This window comes from Celerinatantimonas marina, from assembly GCF_046054165.1.
Classification (GTDB): domain Bacteria; phylum Pseudomonadota; class Gammaproteobacteria; order Enterobacterales; family Celerinatantimonadaceae; genus Celerinatantimonas.
Window position 1 is genome coordinate 20,562 of the sequence record NZ_JBFNXK010000024.1, and the last position, 22,327, is coordinate 42,888.

Below are 22,327 nucleotides of genomic sequence, written 5' to 3' on the forward strand. Positions count from 1 at the left end.
TTAGGTCACTTCTTCGGGCTGCATTTGGCACTCATGGAGCCGGTGTTCGCTATAACTTATGTCGTTTGTGACACATCACTGGTCTGCCCTCGGTAAATGCACGACACGTGTTGCAAAAGCTATCATAAAAGCGCAATACGCCCTAATAAGCATCAATCGTTTACAAAAGCGATCCTTTATGGTGCGTTTGCTCAATTATTGGTGATCACATTTAATGCTTTTTTCTAATCCACGTTCGCTAACAGCGCATAATGCGTTCTTTGCGACAAAAAATTTGTTTACTCACGTCATTACATTCATGTCAATGGAATATCAAAAATAAAATTTTTCATATTTTTCATTATATTACGTGTTTTTAAGCGTCTTTATCCATGATAAGACTTTTGTATGGTTATATTGGAATAATCTATGCAATAGCAGAACCGATAACAGGAAAGCCTTATCGCTATATTCTTATTATTTTTCAAATGTTCAGAGAATATAGCGTTGGTTAGATTCGCATTATTTAAGGGATTCCTTTGCGTTTAGTCGGTTATTAAGAGCAATGTACATTTGATCTTGAGTAAGCAAGGGCAGGCCCCTTTTGATCAGTTGTTGCAAGGTGCGATTAATGAGAGTTCATCACGTCAGGGAATAGAAGAGTTAACAAAGGAGATCGATATCATGAGGAAATTGTCTTCGGTACTACTAGTAAGCTTGATTGCTGGAGTACCTGTTGTGGCAATGGCTGATACGCCGGTGACTGCCGATACAGTACAAACTAACTTGAACTTTGTATGGACATGTGTCGCTGCGTTTTTAGTCTTTTTAATGCAGGCAGGTTTTGCTCTGGTTGAAATTGGGATGACTCGAGCCAAAAACGCGGCCAACATCTTAATGAAAAATATGATGGACTTTTGTATCGGTTCATTAGCCTTCTGGGCAGTTGGTTTCGGTTTAATGTTTGGGGTCACCAATGGTTTATTTGGTACCACTGATTTCTTCTTTAGTGGGGCAACCGGTGATAACGAAGCATGGAATTATGCGTTCTGGATGTTCCAGGTCGTATTCTGTGCAACTGCTGCAACGATTATTTCCGGTTCGGTTGCTGAACGAACTAAGTTTAGTGCGTATTGTGTGTATTCGTTTTTTGTTTCAGCCCTTATCTATCCGATTTTCGGAAGTTGGGCGTGGGGCAGCTTGTATCATGGCGGCGGTTGGTTGGAAGGCTTAGGCTTTATCGACTTTGCTGGTTCAACAGTGGTGCACTCAATGGGCGGTTGGTTAGCTCTGGCTGGTGCTGTTGTTGTGGGTCCTCGCTTAGGTAAATTTGATAAAAACGGAAAACCTCGTGCGATCCCTGGCCATAATATCCCGTTGGCTGGTTTAGGCGTATTCCTGTTGTGGTTCGGTTGGTATGGATTCAACCCTGGTTCAACAACAACAGGTGACTCTTCAATTGCTTCAATTGCGGTGACTACCACTTTGGCTGCTGCTGCATCGGCTGTTTCATCAATGCTTTATACTTGGATGAAACATGGTAAGAGCGATGTGGGCATGACCATGAATGGTGCTTTAGCCGGTCTGGTAGGTATTACAGCGGGTTGTGCTAACGTTACTCCATTATCATCTGTGATCATTGGCTTAGTTGCCGGTATTCTGGTTGTGATTGCGGTTGCATTCTTTGATCGGATTAAAGTTGACGATCCAGTCGGTGCCGTTTCGGTTCACGGTGTCTGTGGGGCTTGGGGGACATTAGCTGCAGGTCTGTTTGATAAAGCGGGTTTCTCATGGCATACCGTAGGAATTCAGGTCGTTGGTATTGTCGCTTGTTTCTTGTGGGCCTTTATCGCTGGTTTGATTTTGTTCAAAATCATCGATGTGGTTATTGGAATGCGTGTTTCCAAAGAAGAAGAAATGGCTGGTTTGGACTATGCCGAACATGGTGCAAACTCATATCCTGATTTCCATACAATGAATGTCTCTGCTGGTGTTCACATTGGCTCAGGTAGTACTGATAAAGAATAATGATTGAAGAAGGTATGGCAAACATGCCTTCTTGATGATTACTTTACGATTGAATTCTGAAACCTGATTGTATTAGAAATACAGTCAGGTTTTTTATTATCTGAATCACCACTGATTTCTAGACATCTTTTAGTGAATCATCGGGCCGAATAAAATCGAGAACTGTGATTGCAGATACCTATAAATAAACTGAACACATTATAAATAGTTTTAATAATATTCGAAATGAGTAAATTTTAGGCTTGTTATCTATTGGAGGCCATTGAGGTCTCAAAATTAGCCGGAACTTGAGTGTCGAATAGGGGGAATGCTGCGGCAGAATGATTATTCTGTTTCGCAGAGTGATTGTTTTTCTATTCATCGCTACGAATGCGCGATATGAATTGCTACACAGATATAAACTAAATAAACTCAAAGTGGTGGCGTCCCCTGCGAGATTCGAACTCACGTCTAAGACTTAGGAGGTCCTTGTTCTATCCTGCTGAACTAAGGGGACATCTGGGTAAAACAATAAATACGTGTTGGAGTATACTGATTTCTTGGGGGGGAGTGAAGAGCTGGGTCGGTAACCGCTTAATCTTTCATCATTTTGCTAAAGTGAGTGCTAGTTTGGGGGTCATTTTAAAGAATTGAGGCACCGTAATGGATCTGTTATTTCTTGGAACGTCTGCCGGTGTTCCGACAAAAACACGTAATGTGAGTGGCTCTGTCATCCGTGAGGCCTTTGGTAAAGGGTGGTATTTGATTGACTGTGGTGAAGCAACTCAACATCAACTTTTACATACCAAGCTTTCGCTTAATACCTTAAAAGCCATTTTTATAACCCATATCCATGGGGACCATTGTTATGGGTTATTGGGGCTATTAGCTAGTGCCGCGATGAATGGCCGTACAGATCCTCTAAAAATTATCGCTCCGAAAGGGATCGCAGAGTGGGTGATGGCCACCCAGCGTTATACTCAATTATATATTCCATATGAGCTGGAGTTTATCTGCTCGGATACGTTTCCTTATCTCAAATTCGAGGCAATGACAGTCACTTGTCAGCCTTTATCACATCGGGTCCCTTCATATGCTTATTGTTTTCAAGAGCGGGATATTAAACCGGGATTGAATATTGAAAAATTACAGCAGGATGGGATCCCTAAAGGTCCGTTATGGGGAAAAATAAGTCAGGGGGAAGACGTGGAATATCAGGGGCAGCGCTTTTGTGGTCGTGATTATTGGGTGTTTGCTCATGCTCCTCGCAAGATCGTGATTGCCGGGGATAATGATATGCCTTCATTATTAACAGAATGCTGTCAGGATTGTCAGGTACTGGTACACGAGGCAACCTATACCCGAGATGTGGCGTTAAAAGTTGGGAAGGCGTTTGGCCATAGTGATGCGCATACGATTGCGACGTTTGCTGAACAGTGTCAGTTGCCTTATTTAGTATTAACCCATTTTAGTCCGCGTTATCAAAATCACTCGACCTCATTGCTTTCGATTGCGGATATTCAGGAGGAAGCGCGAAATGTTTATTCCGGCCAGTTGTATCTTGCTTATGATTTAGCTGAGTTTCATCTGGATCGCGCTGGAAGATTGCAAGTGGTCGGAGAGGGTTTTCAATAAACCCGGGTTCGAACATTCCATCCTAGATTGGTGATGGCATTGATCAGGCTATCATGTAGCTTATCGCTGTTGAGTATGACTAATTTATTGTGATCATCGATCATATAAATGGGCGTGTAGATCAAGCCTGAGTCTGAGTGATAGGATTCCCATTGGTTGATTAAGAGCAGTGATGTGGATAGCGTGATCAGATGGTCCTTAAAATACACGGTATGCTGTTTAGTATTCATCCAGATTTGCATGTAGTACATCTGATTAATATGGTACTGGTTTAGAAACGAGCTGAATTTTTGATCACGAAAATGGGGTTTTAAAATGTAGTGATGATCGAATTGGATCAGCTCAAACAGAAAACCATCAACTGTTAATGAATTGAGTATCTGTAATATTTCACCTTCGGTTACCTGTAACCCATTTTGGGCTGGCCAGAAAAAAATTCGATGCTCTATCCAAATGAAAAAAGGAATAAAACCCATAGCGGCAATAATGATGCAGGCGATCCCGGTCAATAATGAAATATAGTCAATTGCGACGATACTAATGGATACCGAGATCAGCATATATAAGGCAATGGATAGGACTCTTTTGACAAAACGGATTAGCACGGCATTCCCTGATCGATTGATCTTCTATTGTGAATATGATCCAGTTGCAACGTCGCCGGGTACAGATGTGTTGTATCCAGAGCCGATTTTTATGCATTCTAATGAGCCTGTTGTACTTTATGGGTTGGGTAGGTAATAGTGAATGTTCGAGCCTGCCTGAGTGAGCACAATAATCTCAAAAATAATCAGTCAAGTTAGCAGACCTTCAACTGAATTCAAGGTAAGTGAGATAATTAATTATATAAAAACAAAAATATTAATATTGAATGATTCAATGTTAATAAAACTCATGATACCAACTTATAGTTATTAACATTAATAAAATAATAAAACTACATTCTGATACTAATTTCTAACATTCATATTCAAGGGTTATTTTCTCATTATAACTAAATAGAATTTAGAGATTATTTAAATTCAGTTATGCGATAAATTCAGAATGATGACTGAAATAATCAATCATTAGATGACATTATTTTGCGTTAAAACAAAAATTCACTAGGACTAGCTATGTTAGCTTGAATTATGTTGTGCGTTATAACATACGTTGTTGATCAGGTAGGAGGATAGCAATGTCAGTGTCAGAGCGAATAGAACGATTACGACAAAATTATGTGAATTCAAAACCATCGATATGCTATGAACGGGCCCGGATTTATACCGAGTCTCATCAGCGAACCGAAGGAAAGCCTGTGATTTTGCGTCGAGCACAGGCTTTTTATGATTTTTGTGATCAATTTAATATCCAGATTTTTGAAGATGAATTGGTCGTCGGTACTGCAGGAAAATTTCGTCGAACTGGCATACTCACCCCTGAATTTTCATGGAAATGGGTGAATGAGGAAATGGACAATTTTGACAAACGTCCCCAGGATCCTTATGAAATGACGGATGAACAGCGTTCGTTCGTACGGGAAAACATTTTTCCATATTGGCAGGGAAAATCACTAGAAGAAGCTTTTCTGGCAATGTTACCCCCAAGGACAGCCCAAATTGTTGTCGATACCGGTATCGTGGATAACGATTCCAAATGGCGTCAGGCTGTCGGTGAAATTACACCGGATTATCCGGATGTATTATTCAAGTATGGTTTTAAAGGCATCATTGCTCAGCTTGAAGAGAAATTAGCTTCGTTGAGCTATGCAAAACCGGAAGACATTGAAAAAATTCAATTTTGTCAGGCGAGCATTCTCACGTCTCAAGGTATTATTCGTCTGGCTCAGCGCTATGCTCAGCTTGCAGAGTCGATTGCGCAAACGACTGATGAGAAAGCGCGACGTTCTGAACTGTTGCAGATGGCTTATGTGTGTCGTCGTGTTCCAGAAAATCCTCCCCAGTCATTTCATGAAGCGATTCAATTCGTCTGGTTTGTACAGCTCGGTGGCATTATTTCTGAAAATCCGTTGGCACTGAATCCTGGACGTTTTGATCAGTACATGTATCCCTATTATCAGCAGGATATTCAGTCTGGGAGTATGACTAAGGATGGTGCCAGAGAGTTGATCCAGGCATTATGGCTCAAATTTTCAGAATGGGTTTGGACAATTTCAGCGAATACAGCGGGCTATTTCGCAGGGTATAACCAATTTCAGAATATGACCCTGGGGGGGAAAACGCGAGACGGAGATGATGCCACGAATGAGTTGACCTATCTATGTATGGAAGCTACCGAAGCGGTGAAAACCCATCAGCCGGGATTAAGTGTGCGGATTCACTCAGATTGTCCTCCTGAATTTATGGGCGCAGTAACCGATTTGGTCAGTACCGGCACCGGCTTTCCGGCGATCCATAATGATCAGGCCGGAACACAGATGCTGCTTCAGGCTGGGTATGATGCCGAAGATGCTCGGGACTGGAATAACTGTGGATGTGTTGTGCCTCATTTTCGTAAAACCGGGCAGTGGACGTCAGCGGTTAATGTGAATTTTGCAGCAGCGCTGGAATATGCATTAAACAACGGTAAAAGCCGACTGACCCACGAAGCATTAGGGGAACCCGTCGAATCGATATTTAGCAACTATGAACAAGTGGAAGAGGCGACCTTCTCCCAAATAGGTCACTTGATTGATCATGCTGTGATTGCCACTCTCGTTGCCCAAAAACTCCATTATCAAATGGTTCCTCGGCCATTTTTATCGACCTGTATTGAGCACTGCATTGAATCAGCTACCGATCTGTCTCATGGCGGGGCTAAGTATAACATTGGGCCAGTCTTGACCGGGATTGGGCTGGCGATTGTGGCTAATTCACTCGCGGTGATTAAAAAACTGGTGTTTGAAGATCAGGTTGTGAGCTTTGTAGAGCTGAATCAGGCGCTGGATGCGAATTGGCAGGGGTATGATACGCTGCGAGCTAAAGCACTGGATGTGCCTAAATATGGGAATGATGATGATTACGTCGATAGCATTGCTCGGCGAATAGCCAATTATTATTACCGTAAAACCCGCAGTTACCGGGATATCTTTGGGTCTCGTTTTAATAGTGCCTTTATGGGCATTTCCAATTATATTCCGACTGGGCGTATTGTTGGGGCCACTCCGTGTGGACGTTTCGCTCGACAGCCGATTACTGAAGGGGTCTCACCTTTTGCCGGAAGTGATGTGTGTAGTCCTCTGGCCGCGATGCGCTCCAGCGCTAAAATGAACCATGAAGTTCATACCGGCGGGACATTGCTGAATTTACGCCTCGGAGAAGATGTGGTTAAAACCGCTAAGGGCAGACGAGATTTAGGGAATATTATTCGTGCTTATTTCTCACTGGGGGCATTCCACGTGCAGTTTAATACGCTTTCTACCGAGACATTACGCAAAGCTCAGAAAGATCCGGATCAATATCGCGATCTGTTGGTGCGGGTGGCTGGATATAGTACCCAATTTGTGAACTTGTCTCCGGAAATGCAAGAAGCGATTATTGCACGTTCCGTTCATGGATCACTCGCGTAATGGAACGTGAGCCGAAATCATCAGGAATAATCCTGCAGATGCAGGATTATTCGATCCACGACGGGGAAGGGGTTCGAACGACTATTTTTCTGGCGGGATGTTCGATGCGCTGTCAGTGGTGTGCCAATCCTGAAACTTGGACACAGCACCCCAAACTGGCCTATTACGAACATCGTTGTCAGCAATGTGGCCATTGTCAGGAGGCTTGCCCGCAGCTATTGGATCCAAGGCGGGTGACAATACAAGATCACGATTGTCGATATTGTGGGGCATGTGTTCAGGCCTGTTCCCAAAATGCATTGTCGATAGCTTGTTCTTCAGTATCTGTTGAGTCGGTATATCAAAAAATTGTCCGTGATGAATTGTTTTTCCGTTTTAGTGGTGGCGGCGTGACTTTTTCGGGAGGGGAACCTTTTTTACAGCCGGAATTTATCCGAGCAGTGATTGAACGGTGTGAACTCTTAGGCATTAGTTTTTGGGCCGAAACGTGTGGTTGTTTTAGCTGGAGTCAAGCACAGGACGTTATCCGCCATTTTGAGCATATTTTTTATGATATCAAACATATGGATGATGACCGGCATCGTTACTATACGGGCGTTGGTAACCGCGTCATTTTAAAAAATGCCAAACGGATTTATGAGCTGGGTATCCCGTTGACAATCCGGCTGCCGTTTATTCCGGAAGTAAATGGTGATGATGCGAATATTACTGCAACCGCGCAGTTTGTCTCGCAGTTTTTACCTGGAACCCCCGTTGAATTATTGCCTTATCATGAACTTGGAAAAGCAAAATATACGGCTTTTAAAATGCATGATGATTTCCATTCATTTACGGTACCTGCTCCGGAGGCTATTGAACATGCCTATGCCATCTTTGCGGAGTATGGTATCTCGCGATGGGGCTAGTTCGCCCTAGATTAAGGCGTTGTGAAGTGATGTAATAATGGATGACGGTTTATTGAATCGAGCCGAGTGTTGCGGCGCTCTTCTCGTATGGTCAAGTCTCTTTTGGATCATGTGCTGAGTTTTATCTTGGCACTATCCTAATGGGGAAGACTGGTAGCCAATTGGGCCTTGTTGTTCAGAGCTTCCAATAGGAGGTTATTTCAAAGTAAGTATGTACTCACTTACGTTAAGATACTGATGCTAATGCTAATGCTAATGCCCCTCTGAGCCATCTTTCTATTGTGGAGCAACCGCTCCTAGGCACCATATTTAGAAACAATAAAAGAGACAAGTCACTGGAGCGTGATCGTTTTTCCGATGATTTATTGGAATTCTCTATCTTGTGATTCGGTACGTTAGATAATGTGTAAAACATGTGATTGAGATATGGAATATCGATCACGGTTCAAATCTGTCTAATAATAGATCTAATCCCATAAAATCTGCTATATATTGGATGGATAGTTCGAAATATCATCAACATATATTCATCATACATTGATTTGAATACTTTTAAGATATAGTTTTTAAATTAATTCACGTATTATCGAATATGAATATGCAATTATATTCGTGATGATTGTCAATCATTTTGAGCTCACTATTGGGATTGGTTTTATCTAAAATTCAAAAGGGAATCTTGTGAATTATTTAAATAAACGGATTGTTCAGGCTGCTGTGATGGGCGGCATAGTTTTATCTCTTGCTGGATGTGGAAAAAAGGAAGTTAAAGTTGACGTTAATCCAATAATTACTCAAACGATAAAAAATAAGAATATTGAATTCATCCGGGGCGATTTATACCAGCTTCCTGATGATGCGTTTGCTGTGATCCTTCAGGCAAGTCGTTCGGTCAATGCAGCTAAAGATGCATTCCGTGATATAGATTCATTAGCAAAAATTGAATTTAATAACCTAGATAACGACAAAATTAAAGAGATAGCGCTCAGTGAAAAAGAGACGCTGCTGACCAGTTATAAAAATATTGATGCGGGTTGGAAGGAACATATTCAGCAACAGCAACAAGAATTTGCCCCTCAGTTAGCAGCAAAGAAAAGTGTGATGGATCAGGCAAAAGCTAATCTGGACCAATATCAGGCGGTGATTACCGATCAGCAAAAAGCATATGATCAAGCTGAACAGGCCGTTAAACAGGCTAAACAAAATATCAGCGATTTATTCAAAAAATATACGGAGCTGACCAATAAAGATATTATCGATCAATCCTTACCGATTCATACTTATAACAGTAGTATTTCTTTCCGATATAATAGCCGTCGTGCTAAATCTGCGACTTGTCCACGAGATACTCGTCGGGAGGTCGATGGTTTTGTCTTTGATGATACGTGTTATTATTTGCTCCCAGCCCAAGATCAGCTATTGAATACGCCCTCTTATAAACAGGGCAAAGTATTATTTGCGCAATATTTAAAGGTTGAGAAGCAGATCGGTAATCGGTATCGTCCAGCGGAAGGAACGCTGAATGCTCAATTGAGCCAAGCGAAAGATGCTTTGGATAATGCCAAAATTGTTGCGGATAATAAATTTGGGCGTTTCTATCAGTTAGAGCGGACGTATAACCAGGCGAAGCGTGATTATTCCTATGTTGAAAATCGGTTGAACCGGGAGATTTCTGATAGCCAGAAATCCCAGTTTGTGAATAAGCAATTGCTCATCTATTGGAATCAGACTGCTCGTCGCTTGAATCAGGAATTATCCAATATTATTCAAGAACAGATGGATCATGTTCGTCATGATGATGATATTGAATTTGGCGAGAGTATTGATATTGATCCTAAAATGAAACATAGCCTGCTGACCTATCAGTTTAAAGAAAATGGTCACATGATTACGCAGTTATTTCCTTTCAGCGCAACCCGTGTATTGCAACAGAAAGAACCTACATTGATGCTGGGATATGGCTTTAAAATCAAGACAGTCCGGGGTGTTGCTGATATCCGAACTCAGCAAGCTCAGGATGCACTGTTGTCTGGACATTGATATGGCTTAGCTGTTTTTTATAAGCCGGTTGTTTAACCGGCTTTTTTCTGCCGCCTTCAGCAACTGGGGATTATGTATAATTGACAATATTCTGAAATCGAACTCTTTCGCTGACCGCTTTGTAGATATGCGTCTGATCGGCATAAAAGCGGAAAGTATCATTGCTCTGCAAAGGGTGCCATTGATTATCACAAAAAATATCGAGCTGCCCTTCGAGTACCCATACCGTTTCAATCACGCCATGTGCATGGGCTTCTGATTGCTGAATATGATGGTGCAGTAATTGGATATCGAATATTTCAAATTTAACCGTTGGATCATAGGCGGTGAGAGTTCTCATTTGCATATTCGGATCATCAGCAAATGCTTGTTCCCGTGCGGCCATCTCGGTCGTCTTTTCACTTAAGAATGCAGAAAATGAAGTGTCCAGACCACTGGCAATTTGCCAGAGTTTGGCGATTGTTGGGCTGGATTCTTCTCGCTCAATTTGTCCTAACATGGCTTTGGATACCCCGGTGAGTCGGGCCACAGCATCCAGACTTAGTTTACGTTGGCTTCGAAGGTTTTTTAGGTGAGTCGCTATATGCTGTTTAAGACGTGTTTCCTCTGGGGTCATGAATACGCTCGGTTGTAAGGTGATGTTCCAGAATCAGAATGGGTCGGGGATATCATATCGGCTCATGTGATGAGACTCAATTTCGTTTTTGAGTCATGTTGTTTTGGGATGGAGCCAATGGTTGATGCGTGCTCCATTTAGCGGGAGTTTACCAGTCGAATGCCATAGAGTTTTCGGTAGGCCGAGGGGGTAAGTTTGACCTGTTTTAAAAAAATCCGCCGAAAGTATCCTGGATCGGTATAGCCGACTCCGCGAGCGATGGACTGGATCGGATAGTTTGTTTCGGTCAGCATTTGTTGGGCAATCTGGATTTTTTGTTCGTGAATAGCTTCGGTGAGCGTGTGTTGAAATGTTCGTTTAAAGATGCGTCCCAGATAGTCCACATTGCATTGCAATTGTCTTGCGATAAATGAGGGGGTAATCGCGGAGAGATAATGTTGGCGGATCAGCGATTGCGCCCGGTAGGCGAGATCCGGGGTTTTTTCAGTGATTGTCATTGAGGTCTGGCTAAGGGGTTCACCAATCATTTCGATGATTAATAACAGTAATATGTTCAGGGTATTTTTATGCTGTCCCTGAGTTTGTTCATGCAATAGTAGGTTAAAAAGTGAATACAGTTTATTGGGATCCGCGATGTGGCCGTTTTTAGGCAGTGGCATAAAATCTTGGGATCCTGAAGTTTTACTAAAGCGACTTAAATTAAAATGGACCCAGTAAAATTTTAGATCTTCAGGATAATCATCTACACCAAAATGTTCCTGATGAGGGTATAACAATAGATAATCTCCCGGGCCGAGCGGATAAGTCGATGACTCCTCGTTGATGGTTAATGAACCTGAATAAACTAAAATGAGTTCGAATGAGTGAATGACTCGCCGCGGATGTCGACCGGTGCCGTTGGATATAAATAACCCGCCATTTTCAATATCGATAGGTATATCTAAATAGATGTTTGTCATGTCGGTGATCCGATCTGTGTGACTCCATTACTATAAATTGCTCGCTTAAAATCCTCACGATCACGGTCACATTTTTGAATTTATAGTCGGTTTTGTCCTCTTTTTCTACTTAAATCCCATCTTGTTGAGGAAGGGATTTTCACGCATCTTAAGTTATAAAAATAACAATAGAACAGACCTCAGGACACTTACATTATGCTAAACGATACCTCTCACGAGTCCTGTGTATTGGTGGATCCCAATACAAGGACGCACGTTCACATCGGCGTGGCTGAAAAACTTGGTTATGGATTAGGTGATGCGGGCGGTACGATTATTACTGGACTCATTGGTAATTTTCTAACCTTTTTCTATACCGATATCTTTGGTCTAACACCGGCTATTGTTGGTTTATTATTCATGGTGTTACGGATATTTGATGCGGTTACGGATCCGATTATGGGCATTATTGCGGATCGCACGCATAGCCGATATGGTCGCTTTCGTCCTTGGCAGTTGTGGATTGCCGTTCCCCTTGGTCTGGTCGGAATTTTAACCTTCACCGTGCCGGATGTTAGTTATAACCTGAAAGTGGTATACGCATTTATCACATATATGCTGCTATCCATCGGTTATACCGCGATTAATGTACCGTATTGTGCGTTGATTAATACCATGACCACGAATCATCAGGAGGTGATCCAGTGCCAGAGCTGGCGTTTTGTACTCACAGGGGGCGCTGGGGTTATGGTTTCGGTGGGGCTGCCATGGTTTGTCGGGTTGTTCAGTGAATCGCAAAAGGCAATGGGATATCAGTATGGCGTTGCGATTTTGTGTAGTGCCGCCGTCATTATGTTCATCTGGTGTTTTGCTAGTGTTCGAGAACGCGTTGCGGTTAGCACGTTAGGTAAAGTCTCGGTTAAGGCCCATCTTAAAAATATTCGTAAGAATGATCAGTTGCTGCTGATGTTATTGATGTCTTTTTTACTGATTACGATTTTTAATACTCGAGGGGGGGCCTATCTGTATTTTATTAAGTATGTTTTAAACGGTAACGCGGGTTATACCTCATTATTTTTTGGCATGGTGACAACTGGGCTGGTTGTGGGGCCCATGATGGTGAATTACCTGACCCGGCATATTGATCCAAAATCGCTCTATTTTTACACCAATGTCGCTTTGGCTATGTTCTCAGTGGTGATGTTTTATATTCCGGCCAATCAGTCTACACAAACGCTCTGGTTAGGAGTCATTTTGATTTATAGCCTATTCCTTGGCTTTACATTACCCCTTCATTTCTCGTTGATGGCTTTTGCCGATGATTATGGGCTTTGGCATACCGGAATTCGCTCTTCTGGACTGAATTTCGCGTTTAATCTGTTTTGCATTAAGTTGGCCTGGGCTTCGAGTGCCGTGATCATTAGTTTGATGCTGGTGTGGGTGGCTTACCAACCTGGCATCGCACAGCAGAGCCCGGCGTCATTGCGGGGGATGAGTGTATTGGAATCGTGGATCCCGGCGATTATTCATCTATTGCTGGCCTGCATTATCTTTAGATGCAAATTAACGAGCCAGCTGATGCAACGTATTGCGAGTGACTTAAAATAAAATCGACAGAGGCAGGATGATGACGCAAACAACAGAAGCACAATTTACTCAGATCCAGATTACCGATCCGTTTTGGGGACAATACCAATCGTTGATTAATGAGGTGGTGATCCCATATCAATGGGATGCGTTAAATGACAATTTACCTGAAACTGAACCTAGCCATGCTATCGAAAATTTTAAAATTGCCGCAGGGGAACTGAAAGGTGATTTTTATGGCATGGTATTTCAGGATAGTGATGTGGCCAAGTGGCTAGAATCGGTCGCTTATTCACTGTCGAACCACCCGGATCCTAAATTGGAAGGGTTGGCTGATCAAGTGATTGAATTGATCGGTAAGGCGCAGGGAGCTGATGGCTATATCAATACTTATTTTACAGTTCAAGAGCCGGATGGACGCTGGCGTAATTTATGTGAGTGCCATGAATTATATTGTGCCGGGCATTTGATCGAAGCTGGTGTGGCTTACTATTGTGCCACGCAAAAATCTCGTCTTTTAGAGATTGTTCGCCAGTTTGCTGATTATATTGATCGCGTGTTCGGCACTCAACCCGGTCAGTTGCAAGGGTATCCGGGACATCCAGAAATAGAACTGGCTCTGATGCGGTTGTATGAAGTAACCGATGAATCACGCTACATGAAACTGGCTCAGTTTTTTATTGAGCAGCGCGGACAGACGCCACACTATTATGATGAGGAATATCAACGTCGTGGTGAAACCTCCTACTGGCATACACATGGTCCGGCATGGATGATCCATGATAAGGCATACAGTCAGGCACATTTGCCTCTGGATCAGCAACGGCAGGCTGTGGGGCATGCGGTACGCTTTGTTTATTTGCTAACTGGAGTCGCTCATTTAGCGAGTCGCTGTGGTGATCAGCGTAAAATCGCGCTCTGTAAAACGCTCTGGGATAATATGGTCAACAAGCAGATGTATGTTACCGGAGGCATTGGTTCCCAAAGTGAGGGGGAAGCATTTAGCTGTGATTATGATCTGCCGAATGATACGGCTTATACGGAGACCTGTGCATCAATTGGTTTGATTATGCTGGCGCGACGAATGTTGGAGCTTGAAACCAATAGTCACTACGGTGATGTGATGGAACGGGCTCTGTATAATACTGTGTTGGCTGGTATGGCACTGGATGGCAAGCATTTCTTCTATGTAAATCCTCTGGAAGTATATCCAGAGGCCATTGGCCATAATCATATTTATGATCATGTGAAAGCGGTACGTCAGCGCTGGTTTGGTTGCGCATGTTGTCCACCGAACATTGCCCGTTTGATCGGCTCTCTGGGCAATTACATGTATACCGTGAAGCCAGACCAGATCTTGGTGAATCTTTATATTGCTTCTCATGCGACTTTAATGACCCATGCCGGAATTTTTCAATTTCGCATGGAAGGGCATTATCCCCGGGAAAATCAGATGCTATTGCATATTGAGCAGGCTCCTGAATCTGCCATGACACTTGGGTTACGGATCCCTGATTGGTGTCCGGATGCGCAGATTGACGTAAACGGGAAGCCCTTGCAGGTGAATGCACGGCAACATCAAGGATATGCATTGATCACTCGAAACTGGCAGTGTGGCGATAAGATTTGCCTGCGAATGGTGATGACTCCTCGAATTATTCGGGGAAACCCGAAGCTTCGTCATAGTGCCGGGCAGATCGCGGTGCAACGAGGACCTATCGTGTACTGCATTGAGCAATCGGACAATGGGATCCATTTACATAACATTCGGTTAAGTGCTGCCGCTGTATTTACCGAAGTGGCTGGAACGGGGTTATTGGCTGATAAAGTGTTATTAAAAACAAGGGCGGTGCGTTTGCAATTACCTTCATCTGCCGCTGATCCTCAATGGCTCTATCGCTATGATGCCGATGCCCCTCAGTGGGTGGAACAACCCTTGACGTTAATCCCTTATTTTACCTGGGCAAATCGAGGTGAAGGTGAAATGCGTGTTTGGATCAATGAGCAATTGTCGTTGTAAATTCGCAGCAATGATGGCGCAATCAGAAATCGTTAGCACATTGCAGTAAACTGGCGCTGGTTTATATCTGTATCCGGATGTGAACCGGCGTTATAGTATGAGCTATATGATGGCTGATGGATAACGCGTATGAAAACAATTGGGTTATTGGGAGGCATGAGCTGGGAGAGCACTCAGCATTATTATCAGGCGATCAACGAAGGCATCAAAGCTCAACTCGGAGGACTCCATTCGGCTCAGATAGTCCTTTATAGTGTGGATTTTGCACCGATTGAAAAGCTTCAGCATGAGGGGGATTGGGATGGGTGTGCTCAGATTCTAGCTCAGGCCGCAATTCACATTCAGGATGCTGGGGCGGATTGTTTGCTGATTTGTACCAATACCATGCATAAAGTGGCACCGGAAATTGAAGCTCGGCTTCATATCCCATTGTTACATATTGCCGATGCAACGGCCGAACAGTTGGTCGCGGGAGGTGTGACTCGTGTCGGGTTATTGGGGACAAGTTTTACGATGGAACAATCGTTTTATAAAGGAAGGCTTCATGAACAATATGGTTTGGATGTATTGCTTCCTGATGAAGCGGATCGTGCGCTTGTGCATCGTGTTATTTATCAGGAATTATGCCTGGGCACCGTTCTTTTAGAGTCTAAACGGGAATTTTTACGGATTATTGAGCAACTCGCATCACAGGGCGCGGAAGCGGTGATTTTGGGATGTACTGAAATTGGAATGCTGGTGGAACAGTCGGATACTTCCGTTAAATTATTGGATACCACGGCGATTCATGCGCAAAAAGCTGTGGCATTTGCACTGCGAGGATAATCGCATTTGAGCGTCATATTGGGGCGCATTGGAAACGTGCGTGATGTTCCGGCTGGAATTCAGCTTAGCGAATCAGGCTAAAGTGAATAAGGTGATCCATCAATGAGTAACCGATTGCTGAATGCATTAAAATTATACCCTGACGATCAGGGCCGATAATTGGCTGAGCATTGATAATGGGAGCTCATATTGAAAGAGATAGAAACTTTGGCAAGTCGTGTTGTTTATTCCAATCGCTGGATGCAGGTTCGGGAAGATCATATTCGTCGTGATAGCGGCCATGAAGGTATTTATGGGGTGGTTGATAAACCCGATTTTGCCGTGATCCTTCCGATTCAGGAAGGGCATATCTATCTGGTGGAACAATATCGTTATCCGGTGGGTGGGCGATATTGGGAATTGCCACAGGGCTCTTGGGAACAGCAGCCGGATGCTGATCCACTGATGTTGGCCGCTGGAGAATTAAAAGAAGAAACCGGATTAGTCGCCGGATGTATGCAGTATGTTGGTTCCCAATTTTTGGCTTATGGCTATTCTAGCCAGCGTTATCATATTTATTTGGCAACTGATTTGACTCAAAGAGAACCTCAGCTAGATGAAGAGGAACAAGGACTAGTTGCGCAGCGATTTACGTTACAAGCTTTTGAAACGATGCTCCGTTCCGGTGATATTCAGGATGCGACAACCGCTAATGCCTATGGGCTGGCGAAGTTAAAAGGATTTTTAAGTCCTCAGAAATAATACTCGGTTTTATTTTTTAATCATGAAGCTCCAGCTCAGATCAGTTGGTTTTTGTTACATCCGAAACTTCGTGGGCTGGGCGTGGGTCATCAATTAATAACGTTGTTGATGGATTTCGCTCGGGAGCAGCGGTATATCATGCAATTATAGATTCTGTATTTGGATTTGGAGTCGAAGGGATGAAAATCTTCCAGATACCTATTACAGATGCTTCCTTCGTGGAAAAATAGCGAGTCGGATAGAATATCTCTCGCTAAAAAATCCAAAATAAAAGCCGACATCAGCCGGCTTGAACCCTCAAGGTCTATATCATTCTTACACGTTGAACAGAAAGTGGATTACATCGCCATCGGCAACCCGATAGGTTTTCCCTTCCTGACGCCATTTCCCATTTTCTTTGGCACCGCTTTCACCACGGAATTTAATATAATCCTCGTAGGCAATCACTTCGGCTCGAATAAACCCGCGCTCGAAATCGGTGTGGATCACGGCGGCGGCTTGAGGTGCGGTGGCACCGACAGAAACGGTCCAGGCTCGGACTTCTTTAACGCCTGCTGTGAAGTAGGTTTGTAGATTCAACAGTTCATAACCTGCCCGAATCACTCGATTAAGCCCCGGTTCGGTTAAGCCCATTTCAGCCATGAATTCAGCTTTTTCATCGGCATCTAATTCAGCAATTTCACCTTCGATTTCAGCACAAACGGGAACGACGATGGCCTCTTCTTTATCAGCGATTTCCTGTACGATATCCAGATATGGATTATTTTCAAATCCATCATCGTTGACGTTGGCGATATACATGGTTGGTTTCAGTGTCAGGAAGTTCAGATAACCAATCGCTTTTTTCTCGTCATCACTAAGTCCCAGACTCCGAATCATTTCGCCGTTTTCAAGATGGCCTACAATTTTTTCTAGAACAGGAAGTTCGATTTTTGCATCTTTATCGCCACCTTTGGCTTTTTTCCCAACGCGAATAATAGCGCGTTCACAGCTTTCTAAGTCAGCTAAGGCCAATTCGGTATTGATGGTTTCAATATCGTCTGCCGGATCAACTTTCCCTGACACATGCACGATATTGTCGTTTTCAAAACAGCGAACCACATGACCAATCGCATCGGTTTCACGAATATTGGCTAGAAATTTATTCCCCAGACCTTCACCTTTAGATGCTCCGGCGACTAATCCGGCGATGTCTACAAATTCCATCGTCGTGGGCAGGATCCGTTGGGGATTAACGATTTCAGCTAACGCATCAAGACGAGGATCCGGAACGGGTACGACACCAGTGTTGGGTTCGATCGTACAGAACGGAAAGTTAGCTGCTTCAATACCCGCTTGGGTGAGTGCGTTAAATAACGTTGATTTACCGACATTGGGTAGGCCGACAATCCCACATTTAAATCCCATGACTTGATTACCTTTTAATTGGCTTGGAAAGCGTGCAGACGGTTTTGAGCTTTGCTCAAGCCATCGTTAAATAATATTTCCAGACAACGAACCGATTCATCAATCGCTTCATCAATCTGCTGTTGTTCGTTTTTAGGCGCTCTTCCTAAAACATAACCGGTGACTTCATTTTTGTCACCTGGATGGCCAATGCCAATGCGCAAGCGATAAAAATTCCGGTTATTACCCAGTTTTGCAATAGTATCTTTCAGGCCATTGTGTCCACCATGACCCCCACCTTGTTTCAGCCGTGCAGTCCCTGGTGCAATATCCATTTCATCATGGACAACGAGAATCTGTTCGGGTTCAATACGATAAAAATTAGCGACCGCTGCAATAGCTTTCCCGCTGAGATTCATAAATGTGGTGGGAACCAGTAGCCGGATATCTTGGTCTGCCAGAGTAAAGCGACCTAAGTATCCAAAATATTTGGGCTGTGGTTGTAGGTTAACCTGATAACGATGACTAAGTTCGTCGATAAACCATACACCGGCATTGTGTCTGGTCTGGGTATATTCGGGGCCTGGATTACCCAGGCCCACAATCAAGCGAATTGGATTCGCCACGATTATTCTTCTGTTGGTGCTTCGTCAGCAGCATCAGCAGCTGGTGCATCGGCCTCATCGTCAGCAACTAAACTACCACGTTCCATTGCTGCAGAAACCAATACCAAATCGTGTTCTTCACCACGAGCCAAAGCAGTTGAAATAACACCTTCTGGCAGAGTGATGTGTGACAAGTGGATTGATTCACCGTTTGCTAATTGAGCCACATCAACAGCGATGAATTCAGGGATGTCTTTAGGCAGACAGCTGACTTCAATTTCTGTTGCATGGTGGTGAATGATCGCACCTTCAGAGATTGCAACACTTGTTTCTTCGTTCAGGTAATGAACAGGAACCGTAGTTGTCAATGTTTCAGATGCGTTAACCCGTAAGAAGTCAATGTGAGTGACTTTTGGTTTGAAAGCATGACGCTGCATTGCTTTAACCAAAACATCAACCGATTCGCCACCGACTTTCAGCTCTAAAATCTGAGAGTAAAATGCTTCGTTTTCCTGAGCCTGAATTACTTTATCGTGAACCAGAGTCAGAGAAACAGCTTCTTTACCTGCACCATAAAGGATGGCAGGAACTTTATCTTCGCGGCGCAGGCGGCGGCTCGCACCTTTCCCCAGTTCACTGCGAAGTTCTGCATTCAGTACAATTTTAGACATTCGTATTATTCCTTAAATAAATAAAATTGGCTATGACTCGCGACCAAGTCATAACCCGTACCCTATAAAAAGGCGCGCTATTCTAACATTACCTAGCAGGGCGTGCCAAGAGGGCAAGTGGTTAACGCTGTAAATTAAAAGGCAGCCCTTTAAGGCTGCCTTGTCTAAATCAGACGGAGAAGGCGATAAATGCCAACCCTAAGATTTAGAACATTGCCGAAATAGATTCTTCGTTGCTAACGCGGCGAATGGCTTCAGCCAATAGGGGAGCCAGCGTTAATTGGCGAACATTAGGCAATTTTTTCATCTGTGGTGACAATGGCACGGAGTCAGTAATAACAACTTCATCGATCACTGATTTAGCCAGATTTTCTGCCGCTTTTCCTGAGAAAACAGGGTGAGTCGCATAAGCAAATACGCGTTTAGCCCCTTTTTCTTTAAGCGCCAAAGCACCCTGGCACAAGGTCCCACCGGTATCGATCATATCATCGACCAGAATACAGTCCCGGCCGTTAACATCCCCGATAATATTCATGACCTGAGCGACATTGGCTCGAGGACGACGTTTATCGATAATGGCCAGATCCGCGTCATTTAGCATTTTAGCCACGGCACGAGCGCGAACAACACCACCGATATCAGGTGAAACAACGACAGGTTGGTCGAGTTGTTTTTCGAGAATATCGTCGAGTAAGACTGGGCTTCCGAATACGTTATCAACAGGAACGTCGAAGAATCCCTGAATCTGTTCGGCATGTAAATCGACGGTGAGAACGCGGTCAACACCAACGCTGGACAGGAAGTCGGCGACGACTTTGGCTGTAATTGGCACGCGGGCGCTGCGAGGACGGCGATCCTGACGGGCATAACCGAAATAAGGCATAACCGCCGTGATTCGACCTGCGGATGCGCGACGCATCGCGTCCACCATGACGATTAACTCCATCAAATTATCATTGGTGGGGGCGCAAGTAGACTGGATGATAAAAATATCACCGCCTCGGACATTTTCTTTAATTTCTACGCTGATTTCACCGTCACTGAATCGGCCTACAGAAATGTCACCTGGTTTAGTATAAAGGCGGTCAGCAATGCTGTGGGCGAGTTCAGGTATGGCGTTACCTGCAAAAATCTTCATATCGGGCACGGTAAAAATACCTCGGTTGTGTGTTGCCGTTGATGGATGGACGATTGCGGAATGACAGGCTTTCATAACAGTCCTAACTGTTGAAGTTGCTGATGTAAAGGCGAATGGTTTACGCCGCGACACACTTTTGCTGCAAATTGTGTCGGGCAAAGTTGCAAAGCAGCTCTGGCCTGACGCTCATCGACGAAAGGTGCAAATACACAGCTACCGGTTCCAGTCATTCTGGCTGGCGCGTATTCTACCAACCACTGCAAAGCCTGCGCAACCTCGGGATAGGTTTTGGAGACAATTGTTTGGCAATCATTGGTTGTTTTTATGCAATTTAATTGATCTAGATTGTACTTTGGTGTGTTACGCACCAATTCTGGATGATTGAACACGAAGGCTGTAGCGACATGTACCGGGGGGGTTAGTAATAGATACCAGCATTCATCGGGTTCGGCATCGGTGAGCTGTTCACCTATGCCTTCGGCAAAGGCAGCGTGACCGCGAATAAATACCGGAACATCAGCGCCTAACCGGCGGCCTAATAACGCTAATTGCTCAATCGATAGGTTGGTTTCCCAGAGTCGATTCAAAACCAGTAGCGTGGTGGCTGCATCGGAAGAGCCTCCCCCGATCCCTCCACCCATCGGTAATCGCTTATGCAGTGTAATGTGTGCTCCCAGAGAGGTCTGCGTTTGGGTCTGAAGCAATCGAGCCGCACGGACAATTAAGTTTTGCTCCGGGGCTACATCACAGTGATCACCTTGTAGCTGGATTGCGGTGTCTGTTGTGGGTTCAATTTCCAGTTCATCGGCTAAATCGATAAACTGGAACAGGGTTTGTAACTCATGGTAACCGTCCGCACGACGGCCATTGATGTGCAAGAATAGATTGAGTTTGGCAGGTGCTAAATATCGTGTTGCCCGGGTCACCATTATTTGGGTTCCAATTGCCAGTCATTAATTTTTAATTTGATCTTAATGGAATCTCGCTGGACTTCAAGTAGGTAAGGTAGGGTATAGATCCCTACTTGTTGATAACTTAGATAATGAATAGTCCATCCATCTTTCGTTGTCATCTGACTGATCCGGTGATCCGCCCCAAGCTGGTAATGAGCCTCCGACGGTAACCCAATCATCCATCCGGGAAGTCGTTGTAAAGGGAGTTGCCAGCCGGTCAGTTGCCAGATTAATTGGCTGGCATCGGCGCCTTGATAAAGTTTCCCATCACTATGAATCGTGGCACCCTGCGGATTGATGGTGGCACTGAATAACTGTTTGCCAAACGGACCACTGACCTGAAGTTTCTCTGCGTGCAAAAGGTGTTGCCAGTAAAGGGATGCACTATGGCGTTCACTGGGGGTGAAAATTGCGATTTGTCCTTGTAGTTGCCATTGTTGTATGTGTTGGAGTTGTTGCTGTTGTTGGGCCCATGATCCAGCTTGTGGGGGTTGGGGCGGTGTGACGCATCCACTGAGCAAGATAACAATAAATGCAATGAGTGATAATCGGAACAAAACAGACCTCGATGCGTTAAAGGCATTAATAACGTGGATAATTAAATTTGGCTTATCGGACCTTTCAGGTAGCAAAATCAATCAATAAAGGTAAACGATCCTGAAGTAACGCTATGCTATCAGTTTAAAGGCGTACTCTTTCTTTTGGGGGCGCTTTCCCTTACAATTAGCTGTTTG

At 44.0% G+C, this 22,327-nt stretch carries 19 protein-coding genes and 1 tRNA gene; 10 read left to right on the forward strand and 10 right to left on the reverse strand.

Annotated elements, in window-relative coordinates; all coding sequences use genetic code 11:
* Nucleotides 1-663 precede the first annotated feature (663 nt).
* The gene (locus tag ABUE20_RS18535) at nucleotides 664-2,007 is read left to right on the forward strand and encodes an ammonium transporter (protein ID WP_408621476.1); all 1,344 of its coding nucleotides are present in this window, start codon (nucleotides 664-666) and stop codon (nucleotides 2,005-2,007) included.
* A 420-nt stretch (nucleotides 2,008-2,427) separates the two neighbouring features.
* On the opposite strand, the gene ABUE20_RS18540 is transcribed toward ABUE20_RS18535, so the two are convergent.
* Nucleotides 2,428-2,503, reverse strand: a tRNA-Arg gene (locus tag ABUE20_RS18540).
* Nucleotides 2,504-2,649: 146 nt separating this feature from the next.
* On the opposite strand from ABUE20_RS18540, the gene ABUE20_RS18545 reads away from it, so the two are divergent.
* On the forward strand, nucleotides 2,650-3,621 hold the full coding sequence (locus ABUE20_RS18545) for a ribonuclease Z (protein WP_408621452.1): 972 nt from the start codon (nucleotides 2,650-2,652) through the stop codon (nucleotides 3,619-3,621).
* Here the strand turns inward: ABUE20_RS18545 and ABUE20_RS18550 are convergent.
* A complete protein-coding gene (locus ABUE20_RS18550) occupies nucleotides 3,615-4,226 on the reverse strand; it encodes a hypothetical protein (protein WP_408621453.1) in 612 nt (203 codons plus the stop codon). The two genes, ABUE20_RS18545 and ABUE20_RS18550, sit on opposite strands and share 7 nt — an antisense overlap.
* Nucleotides 4,227-4,798: 572 nt before the next feature.
* On the opposite strand from ABUE20_RS18550, the gene ABUE20_RS18555 reads away from it, so the two are divergent.
* The 3 genes from ABUE20_RS18555 (at nucleotide 4,799) to ABUE20_RS18565 (ending at nucleotide 10,113) form a co-directional block, all read left to right on the forward strand.
* A complete protein-coding gene (locus ABUE20_RS18555) occupies nucleotides 4,799-7,168 on the forward strand; it encodes a glycyl radical protein (RefSeq protein ID WP_408621454.1) in 2,370 nt (789 codons plus the stop codon).
* Nucleotides 7,169-7,206: 38 nt separating this feature from the next.
* Nucleotides 7,207-8,073, forward strand: coding sequence for a glycyl-radical enzyme activating protein (locus tag ABUE20_RS18560; RefSeq protein WP_408621455.1), 867 nt, complete (start codon nucleotides 7,207-7,209; stop codon nucleotides 8,071-8,073).
* 681 nt (nucleotides 8,074-8,754) lie between these two features.
* Entirely contained in the window at nucleotides 8,755-10,113 is a 1,359-nt protein-coding gene (locus ABUE20_RS18565; protein WP_408621456.1) for a hypothetical protein, read from the forward strand.
* A gap of 70 nt (nucleotides 10,114-10,183) precedes the next feature.
* Here the strand turns inward: ABUE20_RS18565 and ABUE20_RS18570 are convergent, their stop codons facing one another.
* Both ABUE20_RS18570 and ABUE20_RS18575 read right to left on the reverse strand, forming a co-directional pair.
* Complete coding sequence (locus ABUE20_RS18570; RefSeq protein ID WP_408621457.1) at nucleotides 10,184-10,729, reverse strand: helix-turn-helix domain-containing protein; 546 nt, start codon at nucleotides 10,727-10,729, stop codon at nucleotides 10,184-10,186.
* Between the two features lie 137 nt (nucleotides 10,730-10,866).
* Nucleotides 10,867-11,688 (reverse strand): AraC family transcriptional regulator, encoded by an 822-nt coding sequence (locus tag ABUE20_RS18575; protein WP_408621459.1) that lies wholly within the window; start codon nucleotides 11,686-11,688, stop codon nucleotides 10,867-10,869.
* A 195-nt stretch (nucleotides 11,689-11,883) separates the two neighbouring features.
* On the opposite strand from ABUE20_RS18575, the gene ABUE20_RS18580 reads away from it, so the two are divergent.
* The 5 genes from ABUE20_RS18580 to ABUE20_RS18600 all read left to right on the forward strand — a co-directional run bounded on the left by ABUE20_RS18580 (nucleotide 11,884) and on the right by ABUE20_RS18600 (nucleotide 16,990).
* The gene (locus ABUE20_RS18580) at nucleotides 11,884-13,275 is read left to right on the forward strand and encodes an MFS transporter (protein WP_408621460.1); all 1,392 of its coding nucleotides are present in this window, start codon (nucleotides 11,884-11,886) and stop codon (nucleotides 13,273-13,275) included.
* Between the two features lie 16 nt (nucleotides 13,276-13,291).
* Entirely contained in the window at nucleotides 13,292-15,274 is a 1,983-nt protein-coding gene (locus tag ABUE20_RS18585) for a glycoside hydrolase family 127 protein (RefSeq protein WP_408621461.1), read from the forward strand.
* Nucleotides 15,275-15,403: 129 nt separating this feature from the next.
* Nucleotides 15,404-16,099 carry an aspartate/glutamate racemase family protein gene (locus ABUE20_RS18590; protein ID WP_408621462.1) on the forward strand — a complete coding sequence of 232 codons (696 nt, stop codon included), beginning with the start codon at nucleotides 15,404-15,406 and terminating at the stop codon, nucleotides 16,097-16,099.
* 186 nt (nucleotides 16,100-16,285) lie between these two features.
* Nucleotides 16,286-16,840: an NUDIX domain-containing protein gene (locus ABUE20_RS18595; RefSeq protein WP_408621477.1), complete on the forward strand. Its 555-nt coding sequence runs from the start codon at nucleotides 16,286-16,288 to the stop codon at nucleotides 16,838-16,840.
* 39 nt (nucleotides 16,841-16,879) lie between these two features.
* A complete protein-coding gene (locus tag ABUE20_RS18600; RefSeq protein WP_408621478.1) occupies nucleotides 16,880-16,990 on the forward strand; it encodes a GNAT family N-acetyltransferase in 111 nt (36 codons plus the stop codon).
* Between the two features lie 165 nt (nucleotides 16,991-17,155).
* Here the strand turns inward: ABUE20_RS18600 and ychF are convergent, their stop codons facing one another.
* From ychF to lolB, 6 genes are all read right to left on the reverse strand, one after another.
* On the reverse strand, nucleotides 17,156-18,247 hold the full coding sequence (gene ychF / locus ABUE20_RS18605) for a redox-regulated ATPase YchF (RefSeq protein WP_408621463.1): 1,092 nt from the start codon (nucleotides 18,245-18,247) through the stop codon (nucleotides 17,156-17,158).
* Between the two features lie 14 nt (nucleotides 18,248-18,261).
* The gene (gene pth, locus ABUE20_RS18610; protein ID WP_408621464.1) at nucleotides 18,262-18,852 is read right to left on the reverse strand and encodes an aminoacyl-tRNA hydrolase; all 591 of its coding nucleotides are present in this window, start codon (nucleotides 18,850-18,852) and stop codon (nucleotides 18,262-18,264) included.
* Nucleotides 18,853-18,854: 2 nt separating this feature from the next.
* Nucleotides 18,855-19,502: a 50S ribosomal protein L25/general stress protein Ctc gene (locus ABUE20_RS18615; protein WP_408621465.1), complete on the reverse strand. Its 648-nt coding sequence runs from the start codon at nucleotides 19,500-19,502 to the stop codon at nucleotides 18,855-18,857.
* 205 nt (nucleotides 19,503-19,707) lie between these two features.
* Nucleotides 19,708-20,649: a ribose-phosphate pyrophosphokinase gene (locus ABUE20_RS18620; RefSeq protein ID WP_408621479.1), complete on the reverse strand. Its 942-nt coding sequence runs from the start codon at nucleotides 20,647-20,649 to the stop codon at nucleotides 19,708-19,710.
* 62 nt (nucleotides 20,650-20,711) lie between these two features.
* A complete protein-coding gene (ispE, locus tag ABUE20_RS18625; protein ID WP_408621466.1) occupies nucleotides 20,712-21,569 on the reverse strand; it encodes a 4-(cytidine 5'-diphospho)-2-C-methyl-D-erythritol kinase in 858 nt (285 codons plus the stop codon).
* On the reverse strand, nucleotides 21,569-22,150 hold the full coding sequence (gene lolB, locus ABUE20_RS18630; protein WP_408621467.1) for a lipoprotein insertase outer membrane protein LolB: 582 nt from the start codon (nucleotides 22,148-22,150) through the stop codon (nucleotides 21,569-21,571). Before lolB ends, ispE begins: the two co-directional genes overlap by 1 nt.
* Nucleotides 22,151-22,327 lie beyond the last annotated feature (177 nt).